This window comes from Streptomyces sp. Ru71 (assembly GCF_002920535.1).
GTDB lineage: Bacteria > Actinomycetota > Actinomycetes > Streptomycetales > Streptomycetaceae > Streptomyces.
In genome coordinates this window covers 1-13,593 of record NZ_PQSS01000027.1, presented here as the reverse complement: position 1 = coordinate 13,593, position 13,593 = coordinate 1, and the positions used below count along the sequence as shown (strand labels likewise).

At 71.0% G+C, this 13,593-nt stretch carries 12 protein-coding genes and 1 riboswitch; of the genes, 4 read left to right on the top strand and 8 right to left on the bottom strand.

Annotated elements, in window-relative coordinates; genetic code table 11:
• Window positions 1–6 precede the first annotated feature (6 nt).
• From C3489_RS17975 to C3489_RS17955, 5 genes are all read right to left on the bottom strand, one after another.
• The gene (locus C3489_RS17975; RefSeq protein WP_103782868.1) at window positions 7–1,800 is read right to left on the bottom strand and encodes an ABC transporter substrate-binding protein; all 1,794 of its coding nucleotides are present in this window, start codon (window positions 1,798–1,800) and stop codon (window positions 7–9) included.
• A gap of 73 nt (window positions 1,801–1,873) precedes the next feature.
• Window positions 1,874–2,881 (bottom strand): ABC transporter permease, encoded by a 1,008-nt coding sequence (locus C3489_RS17970; RefSeq protein WP_103782867.1) that lies wholly within the window; start codon window positions 2,879–2,881, stop codon window positions 1,874–1,876.
• A gap of 331 nt (window positions 2,882–3,212) precedes the next feature.
• Window positions 3,213–4,022: an enhanced serine sensitivity protein SseB C-terminal domain-containing protein gene (locus C3489_RS17965; protein ID WP_103782866.1), complete on the bottom strand. Its 810-nt coding sequence runs from the start codon at window positions 4,020–4,022 to the stop codon at window positions 3,213–3,215.
• A 96-nt stretch (window positions 4,023–4,118) separates the two neighbouring features.
• Window positions 4,119–4,913 carry an enhanced serine sensitivity protein SseB gene (locus tag C3489_RS17960; RefSeq protein ID WP_103782865.1) on the bottom strand — a complete coding sequence of 265 codons (795 nt, stop codon included), beginning with the start codon at window positions 4,911–4,913 and terminating at the stop codon, window positions 4,119–4,121.
• 323 nt (window positions 4,914–5,236) lie between these two features.
• On the bottom strand, window positions 5,237–5,902 hold the full coding sequence (locus C3489_RS17955; protein ID WP_103782864.1) for an AAA family ATPase: 666 nt from the start codon (window positions 5,900–5,902) through the stop codon (window positions 5,237–5,239).
• Window positions 5,903–6,072: 170 nt separating this feature from the next.
• Window positions 6,073–6,167: riboswitch (glycine riboswitch) on the top strand.
• 152 nt (window positions 6,168–6,319) lie between these two features.
• On the opposite strand from C3489_RS17955, the gene gcvT reads away from it, so the two are divergent.
• From gcvT to C3489_RS17935, 4 genes are all read left to right on the top strand, one after another.
• The gene (gene gcvT, locus C3489_RS17950; RefSeq protein ID WP_103782863.1) at window positions 6,320–7,438 is read left to right on the top strand and encodes a glycine cleavage system aminomethyltransferase GcvT; all 1,119 of its coding nucleotides are present in this window, start codon (window positions 6,320–6,322) and stop codon (window positions 7,436–7,438) included.
• A 109-nt stretch (window positions 7,439–7,547) separates the two neighbouring features.
• The gene (gene gcvH / locus C3489_RS17945; RefSeq protein ID WP_103782862.1) at window positions 7,548–7,925 is read left to right on the top strand and encodes a glycine cleavage system protein GcvH; all 378 of its coding nucleotides are present in this window, start codon (window positions 7,548–7,550) and stop codon (window positions 7,923–7,925) included.
• Between the two features lie 18 nt (window positions 7,926–7,943).
• Complete coding sequence (gene glyA / locus C3489_RS17940; RefSeq protein WP_103782861.1) at window positions 7,944–9,206, top strand: serine hydroxymethyltransferase; 1,263 nt, start codon at window positions 7,944–7,946, stop codon at window positions 9,204–9,206.
• Window positions 9,207–9,287: 81 nt separating this feature from the next.
• On the top strand, window positions 9,288–10,655 hold the full coding sequence (locus C3489_RS17935) for an L-serine ammonia-lyase (protein ID WP_103782860.1): 1,368 nt from the start codon (window positions 9,288–9,290) through the stop codon (window positions 10,653–10,655).
• 27 nt (window positions 10,656–10,682) lie between these two features.
• Here the strand turns inward: C3489_RS17935 and C3489_RS17930 are convergent, their stop codons facing one another.
• The 3 genes from C3489_RS17930 to acs form a co-directional block, all read right to left on the bottom strand.
• The gene (locus C3489_RS17930) at window positions 10,683–11,246 is read right to left on the bottom strand and encodes an adenylate kinase (protein ID WP_103782859.1); all 564 of its coding nucleotides are present in this window, start codon (window positions 11,244–11,246) and stop codon (window positions 10,683–10,685) included.
• Between the two features lie 69 nt (window positions 11,247–11,315).
• Window positions 11,316–11,990 carry an SDR family NAD(P)-dependent oxidoreductase gene (locus C3489_RS17925; protein WP_103782858.1) on the bottom strand — a complete coding sequence of 225 codons (675 nt, stop codon included), beginning with the start codon at window positions 11,988–11,990 and terminating at the stop codon, window positions 11,316–11,318.
• Between the two features lie 27 nt (window positions 11,991–12,017).
• Window positions 12,018–13,593: acetate--CoA ligase (gene acs / locus C3489_RS17920; RefSeq protein WP_103782857.1), on the bottom strand; the 1,576-nt coding region annotated here is incomplete at its 5' end.

Here is a 13,593-nt window from a genome sequence, read left to right as displayed (position 1 = left end):
CCGGGTTTACTTCGAGTTCTTCAGACCGAGGTTGACGAAGTCGTACATACCGCTGTAGCCGTCGGTGGTGTAGACGTTCGCCAGGTTGTCGCTGCGCCAGTTGATGAACTTCTCGAAGACGAAGGGCAGGTAGTAGCCGCCCTCCATGACCTTGTGGTTGATCTCCGTGGCGATCTTGGTCTTGCCGGCGTCGTCCAGCGTGTTCACGTAGGAGTCGAACAGCCCGTCGATCGTCTTGTCGTTGATCAGGGCGTAGTTGTTGTTACCGCTCTGCTGGATGTACTTGCTGTCCCACAGCGGCAGACCGAAGCCCTGCACGGACGGGAAGTCCGGGCCCCAGCCCATGATGATGATGCCGTAGCCCTTCTTCTGCACGTTCGAGGGGCTGCCGATGATGCCGGTGGTCTGCGAGCCGTCGTACTGGTCGATGTCGACGTTGATGCCGACCTTCTTCAGCGACGCCTGCAGGGACTGGGCGGTGGCCACCTCGACCGGCTTGTTGTTGCGCACCGCGATGGTGGTCTTGAAGCCGTTCGGCTGGCCGCAGGCCTTCAGCTCTTCCTTGGCCTTGGCGGCGTTGCCGTTCTTGTTGGCACCGGCGAGCTGGTACGGGTCGTACTTCTGGCCCTCGCCACCCGCGACGGACGGCGGCAGCATGTTGGTGCCGATTTCACCGCCGGCCAGGGGGCCGCCACGCGCGGTCTGCAGGGAGACGTGGTCGGCGCCGTAGATCACGGCCAGGCGGCAGTGGATGTTGTCGAACGGCTTCACGCTCTGCGGGAAGACCGCGTAACGGATGTAGCCGGACGTCGGGTTGTCCAGGTTGGCCTTGTGCTGCTTCAGGGCGATCTGGCGGCCCTGCGGCGACATGCCGGTCTGGTTGATGTCCAGGTCCAGGTCGCCGTTGATCAGGCGCTGGTCCAGCTCGTTGGCGTTGGAGAAGAACTTGACCGTGATCTTGTCCGGGTACGCCTTGCGGACCGGGTCCGAGGCCTGCTTCCAGTTGGTGTTGCGGACGAGGGTGAGGTCCTTGCCCGGGTTGTACGACTGGAACTTGTACGGGCCGGAGGAGAAGGGCTTCAGACCGTACTTCGACTTGGTGTCCATGTCCTGGCGGACCGGGGACGCCGAGGTCAGGGCCAGCATCTCCTCGAAGTCCGAGTTGGCCTTCGGCAGGTGGAAGACGATGGTCTTGTCGTCCGGCGTGTCGATCGCCTTCAGGCCCAGGTGGTCGGCGGTGGTGTCCTTGTAGGGGCCCTTGTACTCGCCCTTGGGGTCGAGCACGTCCTTCAGGTAGGTCGGACCGCCGGAGAGGACGTCCTGCGCCCAGATGCGCTCGATGCCGTACTTGAGGTCCTTGGAGGTGATCGGCTTGCCGTCCTCCCAGGTGATCCCGTCGCGCAGCGTGTACGTGTAGGTCTTGCCGTCGTCGGTGACCTTGGCCAGGCCGGTGGCGAGGTCCGGGGTGAGGGTGGCGCCCTCCTTGCCCGGGGCCGGCTTGTTCGTGACCAGCTGGCGGCTGTAGTAGCGGGAGAAGTTCCACATGAAGCCGTAGTAGCCGCGCGTGGTGTCCCAGGAGTCGGCGTCCTGGGCGGCGCCGAACCTCAGCGTGCCGCCCTTCTTGGCCAGCGAGGCCTGGGCGACCTTGTTGTTGGCGGCGTCGAAGCCGGCGGCACCGGACTTCGAGCCACCGTCGTCGCTGCCACCGCCGCCGCACGCCGCCGTGGTCAGCAGCCCGGCGACCACGAAGGCGGCGGCCATGGCCTGCTTGCGCCGCCCTGAGGTGCGTTGCGTAGTCACGATCTCGGATCCTCCGGATTTGATGAGAGACCCCGTGCCAGGTGCTGCCACGGGTCGCTTGGGGTACGGCACTTCAGCGGGAGCCCTTGGGGTCGAGCGCGTCGCGCACGCCGTCGCCGAAGAGGTTGAAGGCAAGAACGGTGACGAAGATCGCCACGCCGGGGACCACCATGTACATGGGGTCCGAGTCGTAGTAGTCGATCGCGCTCGAAAGCATCTGCCCCCAGGAGGCGGTGGGCGGCTTGACGCCCACGCCCAGGAAGCTGAGTGCCGCCTCGGTGAGGATGTTGGTGGGGATCATCATCGTCGTGTAGACGATGATCGGCGCCACGAGATTGGGCAGCAGCTCCTTGAACAGGATGTACAGCCGCCCGGCGCCCAGCGATCGGGCGGCCTCGACGTACTCGCGCTCGCGCAGCGAGAGCGTCTGGCCGCGCACCACGCGTCCGATGTAGGGCCAGCCGAAGAAGCCGATGACCACGATCATCATGAACACGCGCACGCCGGTGCCGGACAGGCCCAGCATGTTGTTCGGCATGACGGAGACCAGCGCGATGGTGAACAGCAGCTGCGGGAAGGCCAGCAGGCCGTCCATCACCCGGCTGATCAGCGAGTCGACCCAGCCGCCGAAGAAGCCGGCGAGGATGCCCAGGACCGTGCCGAGGACGACGGCGACGATCGCGGACAGGAAGCCGACCAGCAGGGAGATCTGGGCGCCGTAGACGATACGGGCGAAGATGTCGCGGCCGTTGACGGGCTCGACGCCCAGCCAGTGCTCCCCGCTCATACCGCCCAGCGACCCCTTGGGGGTGCCGAACAGCGGGTCGATCAGGTTCTCGTGATAGGCGTTCGGGTCCTGCCCGGCCGCCTTGGTGATCAAGGGTGCGAGCAGGGCGACGACGATGAGGAGCAGCACGACGACGCCGCCCGTGAGGGCGAGCTTGTCCCGCTTCAGGCGCTCCCAGGCGATCCGGCCCAGGGACCGGCCCTGGACGGCCTTCGCGCCGGTGGTCGCAACCGCCGCTTCCTCGGCCGCGCTCGGGGCCGCTTCCGCGGTCGGCTCGTGCAATGGTGCCGTCATCTGGCAGGGACCCCTCTCAACCGGCGGTAGCCGGCCCGCACTTGCCGCTGTGGCGGCATGGTCAGTCCGTCGTACTCAGTCGTACACAGGGGCGACTGGGCCCCTTGGAGCGGGAGTCTTCAACGCTTGTGCGATCAGTTGCCAGACTTGGCGGTGAAAGGATGCCTAAACGTGATGCTGTCTGGGGGGTTCCGTTATCCGGACGGCGGGTGGCGCGGGCCGGACGGGGACTAACCGGGACGAATCGGACGGGACGGGGTCATCCGCCTTGATCTACGCGCGCAGAAGGGTGCGGAGTGCTCTCCGGTTCCCGTGTGGCGCTGAGCCGGCGTCAGTACCGGCCGGGTGCCGGCGGCGGGTAGCCGTAGCCGGCCGCGGGCGCCTGGGCCGGGGCCGGGGCCGCCGCGTGGGCCTCACGGTCGTAGAACGGGCGGGCGGTGGCCCGCATCCACATCACGACCGGGTCGTAGTCGTCGCTCATCGCCACGGTCGACACCGGCAGGCCGTCCGGCACCGCGCCGAGGGACTGCTGCATCATCGCGCGTACGGAGTCCACGGCGGCCGGCGAGGTGTCGTAGACGTCCAGGCCGATGACGAGGTACGGCGATCCGAGCGCCGGCTGCACCCAGGCGCGGCGCAGCGAGCGGATCGCCGGGGTGCGGTGCGCGTTCTGCGCGAGCAGGGCGTAGAACTGCGGGATCTCGATGGCCGGCTCCGACAGGCGCAGGGGGCCGGCGGGCTGGCGGTCCAGGCCGGTGGCGATGCGGCGCAGATCCAGCCAGGGGATGCCGACGCCGCCGCCGGGGGCGTGCGGGTTGAGCCACAGGCCGTAGTGGTCGGGGTAGAGGGCGCGGGCCACCTCCAGGCCGTCGACCACCTCGTACGACCGGTTCCAGCCGCTGGCGCTCAGCTCCTGGGCGGAGGTGACGCACGGGGCGTAGCCGTGGCCGTCGACCTCCATGCTTCCGTACTGGGCGTCCGGGGAGCCGGCCTGGCCGTGCCACAGCAGCATCCAGATCTGGCCGGTGGCGGGCGTGGCGAGGGCGCGCAGCAGCGCCTCGTAGGCGTCGTACCGCCCGGGCGTCACCTGGCGCAGCATGTGCTCGACCTGGCCGGTCGCGGCCGTGCCGCTCGCGCTCACTTCGAATCGCCCTTTCTTACAACACCCTCGACCGAGCTATGAAACCAGGTTAAGTGGCGGGTGGGGAGGACCGGGGAGAGCGGTGCGTTGGGCGGGTCAGCCCGCCTTGCTGTAGAACGGCCGTACCTTCTCCCTCAGCCAGAGCGCCACGGGGTCGTCGCCGGCCAGGTCCAGCAGGATCAGGTTGACCGGCCAGGGGGCCGGGGTGCTGCCCAGGGCCCGGCCCAGCGCGTCCAGCGGGGCGTTCCTCAGATCGCCCTCCCACTGGGAGAGTTCGACGCCGACGAACATGACCGGGTCGGCCGTCTCGATCGCGGCCAGGCACCGGCGGGCGGTCAGGACGATGCCGGTGGCCTCGAACTCGGCGGACGCGGCGGAGAGGAAGTCGACGGGGTCGTCCTGCCAGTCCGGCTCGAACAGGCGGACCCGGCCGCCGCTCGCGGGGCCGTCCAGCGGGGTGCGGCCGGAGCGGCACAGCTCGGCCACCGCCTCCGGCGGCAGCGGGACGCCGACCACGCCGCCCGGGTTCACCGCGATGCCGACCTGCGCGGGCAGGCCGCGGGCGAACTCCACTGCGGGCGCGACGGTGTACGCCATGTGGGAGCCGGTGGCCTGGCGGAACTGCTCCTCGGAGCTGAAGACGGGTACGTAGGCCTGGCCGTCGAGCTCGGTGGTGGGCAGGTCCAGGGGGCCGCTGTGCGGGCCGCCGCCGTTGGGCAGCGGGATCCACAGGAAGCTGCGGCCCAGGACCTCCACGATCCTGCCGCCGGCCCCCGGCACGCCGAGGGAGGCCGACAGCACCTCCTCCAGCTCGTTGCCGGGCCATCCGCCGTGCGGATGGGGGTGCGCCGGGGCCGGGAAGTCCGCCGGAAGGTCGGCCGGGAAGTCCATCTCTCCACCATCTGCTTCGAACCGCTGCTGTGGCTGAAAGGCTAACCGCTGGGAGCGAAAGGAGTTTCAGCCCGGGCACCACCGCGCGCGGACGCCTTCTGGGATACGGCGCGGGGTGGCGCCGGGGCTGCGGTGACTGGGGCGGGGTGGGGCGGATGCGGCCGACCGGACCCGCCCGCCGGCATCTCGGCCTGACGCGCCTCGGCGCACCCGCACGGCAGGCACCGACGCCCGTCGCCCCCGGACCGGCACCCGGCCGCCCGCGGCGCACCCGCACACCACACCCCGGCACCCCAGGACAAAGCCCCGCCCGTGCGGGCCCCTCAGCCCGTGAACGTGATGCGGTGCAGGGTGTTGGCCGCCTCGCGGTCCAGGAGGGTCGCCGAGGTGCAGCCGGGTGGGAGGTCGCCGCGTTGGACTGCGTCGCGGAGGCGGGCCGTGGCCCGGCGGTGGCGGCGGAAGGCGTAGTGGGAGACCCCGCGGCCGCGCTCGCGCTGGCCGGTCAGGGCCGTCTCCGGGTCGACGTCGAGGAGCAGCAGATGCAGCGTGCCGCCGCGCCGCCGGGCGGCGCGGGCCAGCCAGGCGCGCACCCAGGACTGGGTGCCGCAGTCGTGCACGACGACGCCCTCGCCGCCGCGCAGGGCACGGCGCAGGGCGGCGTAGTGGGCGAGGCGGACCAGGGGGCGGTAGACCGCGTACGGCAGCAGCCGGGGCACCCGGGCGTCGAAGCGGTCGCGGGTGTCCTGGGAGTCGACACGCGGCCCGGGCACCGCGCGCCGCATCAGCGTGGACTTGCCGCCGCCGGGCAGCCCGGTGACCACGACCACGTCCCCAGGGCCGAACAGCAGGGCGCGCGGGCTGCGGCCGGCCCGCTCGCGCAGGTCCCGCACCACCGGGGCGGGCCGGGTCTCCAGGGCGGGCGTCGCGGGCTGCGAGGGCAGCGCGATGCCCGAGGTCGTCGCATACGCCGTGGTCCTGTCCACCGTCATCGTCCTCCCCTGGGGGTCAGGTAGTGACCTGCCCATCAAACGTAAAGAGAAGGTAATGCCGGTTGCCTCGCGTTTTCGTGTGCGTACCGCCACAACCCGGTTACAGATGCGGCCTGCCGCGAACGGACGAGGCATGCAATGATGAGCCCGCCAACTGCATACCGGCCGTTTGAATCCGCGCGGGAGAGTTCCCAGCCACAGCTGGGGCGCCGAAGGAGCAAGTCCCTCCCTTGAATCTCTCAGGCCCCGTTACCGCGCGGGCGAGGCACATCTGAAAAGCGGGTCGCCACCGTCCGGGCGGCTCCACCCAAGGTGCAAGCCAGGACCGCATGCGCGGTCATGGCGAACCTCTCAGGTTCCGATGACAGATGGGGAGGAACTTCCTCGCCTGTCCTTCCCCTGGGAGACGACCGACCGATGAGCAGTACCGAACTCCGTCACACCGCGCTCGATGCCGTGCATCGCTCGCTCGGCGCGACCATGACCGACTTCGCCGGCTGGGACATGCCGCTGCGTTACGGCTCCGAGCGCGACGAGCACAACGCCGTCCGCACCAAGGCCGGGCTTTTCGACCTCTCGCACATGGGCGAGATCATCGTCACCGGCCCGCAGGCCGCCGCCCTCCTCGACTTCGCGCTGGTCGGCAACATCGGCGCGGTCAAGACCGGCCGCGCCCGCTACACCATGATCTGCCAGGCCGACGGCGGCATCCTGGACGACCTGATCGTCTACCGGCTCGCCGAGACCGAGTACATGGTCGTCGCCAACGCCTCCAACGCCCAGGTCGTGCTGGACGCGCTGACCGAGCGCGCCGCCGGCTTCGACGCCGAGGTCCGCGACGACCGGGACGCGTACGCGCTGCTCGCCGTGCAGGGCCCCGAGTCCCCCGGCATCCTGAAGTCCCTCACCGACGCCGACCTGGACGGTCTGAAGTACTACGCCGGCCTGCCCGGCACCGTCGCCGGCGTGCCCGCGCTGATCGCGCGCACCGGCTACACCGGTGAGGACGGCTTCGAGCTGTTCGTGAAGCCCGAGCACGCCGTCGAGCTGTGGCAGGCGCTGACCAAGGCCGGCGAGGGCGCCGGCCTGGTGCCGTGCGGGCTGTCCTGCCGGGACACGCTGCGCCTGGAGGCGGGCATGCCGCTGTACGGGCACGAGCTGACCGCCGAACTGACCCCTTTCGACGCCGGGCTCGGCCGGGTGGTCAAGTTCGACAAGGAGGGCGACTTCGTCGGGCGCGAGGCGCTCGCCGCCGCCGCCGAGCGCGCCGCGAGCAACCCGCCGCGCGTCCTGGTCGGCCTGGTCGCCGAGGGCCGCCGCATCCCCCGCGCCGGGTTCCAGGTCGTCGCGGACGGCAAGGTCGTCGGCGAGGTGACCTCGGGCGCCCCCTCCCCCACGCTGGGCAAGCCGATCGCCATGGCCTACGTCGACGCGGCGCACGCGGCGCCGGGCACGGCCGGTGTCGGCGTGGACATCCGAGGCACGCACGAGCCGTACGAGGTCGTGGCGCTGCCGTTCTACAAGCGTCAGAAGTGACACTGTCGTAGGCCATCGGACGTGACATGGGGCACATCGCCCCTGGTCACACGTGTCTTCGCAGTCCCCCATTCATCAGCACTCCCGCGCGTACAGGAGAATTCAGGCCATGAGCAACCCCCAGCAGCTGCGCTACAGCAAGGAGCACGAGTGGCTGTCGGCCGCCGAGGACGGCGTCTCGACGGTCGGCATCACGGAGCACGCGGCCAACGCGCTCGGTGACGTGGTGTTCGTCCAGCTCCCCGAGGTCGGTTCCACCGTGGAGGCGGGCGAGTCCTGCGGTGAGCTGGAGTCGACGAAGTCGGTCTCCGAGCTGTACTCCCCGGTCAACGGCGAGGTCACCGAGGTCAACGAGGACGTCGTGAACGACCCGTCCCTGGTGAACTCGGCCCCCTTCGAGGGCGGCTGGCTGTTCAAGGTCCGCGTCTCGGACGAGCCGGCGGACCTGCTGTCGGCCGACGAGTACACCGCCTTCACCGCCGGCTGAGAGGGCGCACACTCCACCATGTCGCTTCTGAACACTCCCCTGCACGAGCTCGACCCGGACGTGGCCGCCGCGGTCGACGCCGAGCTGCACCGCCAGCAGTCCACGCTGGAGATGATCGCCTCCGAGAACTTCGCCCCGGTGGCGGTCCTGGAGGCCCAGGGCTCGGTGCTGACCAACAAGTACGCCGAGGGCTACCCGGGCCGCCGCTACTACGGCGGCTGCGAGCACGTCGACGTCACCGAGCAGATCGCCATCGACCGGGTCAAGGAGCTGTTCGGCGCCGAGTACGCCAACGTGCAGCCCCACTCCGGCGCCTCCGCCAACCAGGCGGCCCTGTTCGCGCTGGCCCAGCCCGGCGACACCATCCTGGGCCTGAACCTGGCGCACGGCGGCCACCTCACCCACGGGATGCGGCTGAACTTCTCGGGCAAGCAGTTCAAGGTCGTCCCGTACCACGTCGGCGACGACGGCCTGATCGACATGGCCGAGGTCGAGCGGCTCGCCAAGGAGCACCGCCCCAAGGTGATCATCGCCGGCTGGTCGGCGTACCCGCGCCAGCTGGACTTCGCGGAGTTCCGCCGGATCGCCGACGAGGTCGAGGCGTACCTGTGGGTCGACATGGCGCACTTCGCCGGTCTGGTCGCGGCCGGGCTGCACCCGAACCCGGTGCCGTTCGCCGACGTCGTGACGTCCACCACGCACAAGACGCTGGGCGGCCCGCGCGGCGGCATCATCCTGGCCAAGCAGGACTTCGCCAAGAAGCTGAACTCCTCGGTCTTCCCGGGCTTCCAGGGCGGCCCCCTGGAGCACGTGATCGCGGCCAAGGCGGTCTCCTTCAAGCTGGCGGCGTCCGAGGACTTCAAGGAGCGCCAGGGCCGTACCCTGGAGGGCGCCCGCATCCTCGCCGAGCGGCTGACCTCGCCGGACGCCCGTGCGGCGGGAATCAACGTCCTGACCGGCGGCACCGACGTGCACCTGGTCCTGGTCGACCTGCGCGAGAGCGAGCTGGACGGCCAGCAGGCCGAGGACCGCCTCCACGAGGTGGGCATCACGGTCAACCGCAACGCGGTCCCGAACGACCCGCGCCCGCCGATGGTCACCTCGGGTCTGCGGATCGGCACGCCGGCCCTGGCGACCCGCGGCTTCACGGCCGAGGACTTCGCCGAGGTCGCGGACGTGATCGCCGAGGCGCTGAAGCCGTCGTACGACGCGGACGCGCTGAAGGCCCGGGTCCAGGCGCTGGTGGAAAAGCACCCGCTGTACCCCGGTCTGAACAAGTAAGTCACTGTTTGCGGGGCATCGCGCACACTGGGAGAACCCCACGCGCGGTGCCCCCCACCCCCGTCCTACAGGAGTCTTCCCGTGGCCATCTCGGTCTTCGACCTGTTCTCGATCGGCATCGGCCCGTCCAGCTCCCACACGGTCGGCCCGATGCGGGCGGCGCGCATGTTCGCGCGCCGGCTGCGCAACGAGGACCTGCTGGCCTCGGTCGCGTCCGTGCGCTGCGAGCTGTACGGCTCGCTCGGTGCGACCGGGCACGGCCACGGCACCCCGAAGGCCGTGCTGCTCGGCCTGGAGGGGGACTCCCCGCGCACGGTGGACGTCGAGACGGCGGACGAGCGGGTGGAGGCGATCAAGGCTGCGGGCCGGATCACTCTGCTCGGCGAGCGCGAGATCGCCTTCTCCTTCGACGACGACCTGGTCCTGCACCGCCGCAAGGCCCTGCCCTACCACGCCAACGGCATGACCCTGTGGGCGTACGACGCCTCGGGCGCCGAGCTGCTGACCAAGACGTACTACTCGGTCGGCGGCGGTTTCGTGGTCGACGAGGACGCGGTCGGCGCGGACCGGATCAAGCTCGACGACACCGTGCTGAAGTACCCCTTCCGCACCGGTGACGAGCTGCTGCGGCTGACCAAGGACACGGGCCTGTCGATCTCCTCGCTGATGCTGGAGAACGAGCGGGCCTGGCGCACCGAGGAGGAGATCCGCGCCGGTCTGCTGGAGATCTGGCGGGTGATGCGGGAGTGCGTCGAGCGCGGCATGAGCCGCGAGGGGATCCTGCCGGGCGGGCTGAAGGTGCGGCGCCGCGCCGCGACCACCGCGCGCAAGCTGCGCTCGGAGGGCGACGCGAAGGCCCTGGCGATGGAGTGGATCACGCTCTACGCGATGGCCGTGAACGAGGAGAACGCGGCGGGCGGCCGGGTCGTCACCGCCCCGACCAACGGTGCCGCCGGCATCATTCCCGCCGTCCTGCACTACTACATCAACTTCGTGCCGGGCGCCGACGAGGACGGCGTGGTCCGCTTCCTGCTCGCCGCGGGCGCGATCGGCATGCTGTTCAAGGAGAACGCCTCCATCTCCGGCGCCGAGGTCGGCTGCCAGGGCGAGGTCGGCTCCGCCTGCTCGATGGCCGCGGGCGCGCTCGCCGAGGTCATGGGCGGCTCGCCGGAGCAGGTGGAGAACGCCGCCGAGATCGGCATGGAGCACAATCTCGGCCTGACCTGCGACCCGGTCGGCGGCCTGGTCCAGATCCCGTGCATCGAGCGCAACGGCATGGCCGCGGTCAAGGCGGTCACGGCGGCGCGCATGGCGCTGCGCGGCGACGGCTCGCACAAGGTGTCCCTCGACAAGGTCATCAAGACGATGAAGGACACGGGCGCGGACATGAGCGTGAAGTACAAGGAGACCGCCCGCGGCGGTCTCGCGGTGAACATCATCGAGTGCTAGGCGAACGGGCCTGGGCCGCTCTGGGGGTCATCCGGCCCGTCGCTGGAGATCGGACAGACCGTCCAGGGCCCGTTCCGTGACCTCCTCGACCGGGCCGACGGCGTCGACCGTCAGCAGGATGCCCGCGTAGTGGGCGAGCAGGGGTGCCGTCAGACGCTGGTACACCCGCAGCCGGTTGCGGATGACGTCCTCCGTGTCGTCCGGGCGGCCCCGGTCCGACAGGCGTGCCACGACGACCTCGTCGGGAGCGGCGAACTCCAGCACCGCGTCCAGTGCGCAGCCGGCGGCGCCCAGCACGGTGGCGAGCTCCCGCGCCTGCGGCACCGTGCGGGGGAATCCGTCGAGGAGGAAGCCGTGCCGGGCGTCCGGCTGGGCGAGGCGTTCGCGGACCATGCCCGATGTGACGTGGTCGGGGACGAGTTCACCGGTGTCGAGGTAGCGCCGGGCCTCCCGTCCGAGCGGGGTCCGGCGCGTCACGTGCTCCCGGAACAGGTCTCCGGTGGAGATGTGGGGGACGCCGAGCCGCTCGCTGAGCACGGCCGCCTGGGTTCCCTTGCCCGCTCCGGGAGGGCCGATGAGGACGAGTCGCATCAGTGCTGCGCACCTTTCGGGTTCTGTGTCAGGTCGTGTTGTCGGTGCCGGCGTCGTCGTACGCCGCGGTCAGGCGGCACGGGAGGGGCAGGCGGGTTCCTCGCTGAGCACGAGCACCGGCCCGTGCTCGGGGTTGGTCCGGCGGGTCAGGAGGTCGCACACCACTTCGGGCACGCCGGCCCGGTAGGCGCCCGGGCCCAGTGAGGGGCTGGGCAGCAGGGTGTGGACGTCGACCCGGGGTGCCAGTTCGGCGGCCAGCCACTCGGTGAGCTCGGTCAGGCCGGCCAGGGCCGCGTCCTGCGGTCCGTCCCGCCCCGTGGCGGCGGCCACGTTGACCACCGAGCCGCCGTGCGCGGCCATCCAGCGCCGGTAGGCGCGCTGCACGCAGGCCAGCGGCGTGACGAGGCCGCCGTGCAGGAGGTCGTGCAGGGCCTGTGGGTCCAGTTCCATCAGCGGACCGGGGCGGGGGCGGGCCGCGACGAGGTTCACCAGGTGGTCGAGGCGGCCGAGACGTTCGACGACCGTGTCGACGGCCCGGCCGAGACCGACGAGGTCGTCGCGGGCACAGGGCAGCGCGAGCAGCGCCGGTCCCGGTGGCGGCGCGAGGCGGGCCGCGTCGGCGTCGGGCCCGGCCAGCGCCACCCGGGCGCCGCGCTCCAGGAGGCTTGCCGCCACGTCGGCGGCGAGGTCGCCCTCGCCGGTGACGAGCACGACCCGCTCGGCCGGGGTGCTGGTGGGTCCCATGTCCGACTCCCCTCGTGCAGCAGCCGGTCAGCCGGCCTGCGGTGAACCGCCGGACAGACCGGCGTTGATCAGGTCCATGACCGAGGCGTCCGCGAGGGTGGTGACATCGCCGACCTCACGGTTCTCCGCGACGTCGCGCAGCAGCCGGCGCATGATCTTCCCGGAGCGGGTCTTGGGCAGCTCGGGGACGACCATGATCTGCCGGGGCTTGGCGATGGGGCCGATCTCCTGGGCCACGTGTTCGCGCAGCGCACCGGTGACGTCGCCCGCGGACCAGACCGTGCCGCCGCGCAGGATGACGAAGGCGACGATGGCCTGCCCGGTCGTCGCGTCGGACGCGCCGACCACGGCGGCCTCCGCGACCGCGGGGTGCGACACGAGCGCCGACTCGACCTCGGCGGTGGAGATGCGGTGCCCGGAGACGTTCATGACGTCGTCGACCCGGCCGAGCAGCCAGATGTCGCCGTCCTCGTCGTAGCGGGCGCCGTCACCGGCGAAGTAGTAGCCCTGCGCGGAGAAGCGGGACCAGTACGTCTCCCGGTAGCGCGCGTCGTCGCCCCACACGCCGCGCAGCATCGACGGCCACGGCTGGTCGAGGACCAGGTAGCCGCTCTCCCCCTTGCCGACCTCCCGGCCCTGGTCGTCGACCACCTTGGCGGAGATCCCCGGCAGCGGGGTCTGCGCCGAACCGGGCTTGGCGGCGGGGCCGCCGGGCAGGGGGGCGATCATGACCGCGCCGGTCTCGGTCTGCCACCAGGTGTCCACGACCGGCGCCCGGTCGCCGCCGATGTGCTCGCGGTACCAGCGCCACGCCTCGGGGTTGATCGGCTCGCCGACGCTGCCGAGCACCCGGATCGACGACAGGTCGTAGCGGGCCGGGACGTCCTCGCCCCACTTCATGAAGGTGCGGATGAGGGTGGGGGCGGTGTAGTAGACGGAGACCCCGTACTTCTGGATGATCTCGAAGTGGCGCCCCTCGTGCGGGGTGTTGGGCGTGCCCTCGTACATCACGGACGTCGTGCGGTTGGCCAGCGGCCCGTACACGATGTAGGTGTGCCCGGTGATCCAGCCGATGTCGGCCGTGCACCAGTAGACGTCGGTGTCGGGATCGAGGCCGAAGACCGTGCTGTGGGTGGCGGCGGCCTGGGTGAGGTAGCCGCCGGAGGTGTGCAGGATGCCCTTCGGCCGGCCGGTCGTGCCCGAGGTGTACAGGATGAACAGCGGGTGCTCGGCGTCGAAGTCCTCGGCGGTGTGCTGGTCGTGCCGGCCGTCCACCACCTCGTGCCACCACAGGTCGCGGCCCTCGGTCCAGGGCACGTCGATGCCGGTGCGGCGGACCACCAGGACGTGCTCCACGCAGGGCGTGGCCGCGGTCGCCTCGTCCGTGTGCGCCTTCATCGGCTCCGCCCGGCCCCGGCGGTACTGGCCGTCCGAGGTGATCAGCAGCCGTGCCTCGGCGTCCTCGATACGGGACTGGAGCGCGGCCGGGGAGAACCCGCCGAACACCACGCTGTGCGGCAGTCCGAGCCGCGCGCAGGCCAGCATGGCGAACACGGCCTCGGGGATCATCGGCAGCTGGATCGCGACCCGGTCCCGGCGCGCA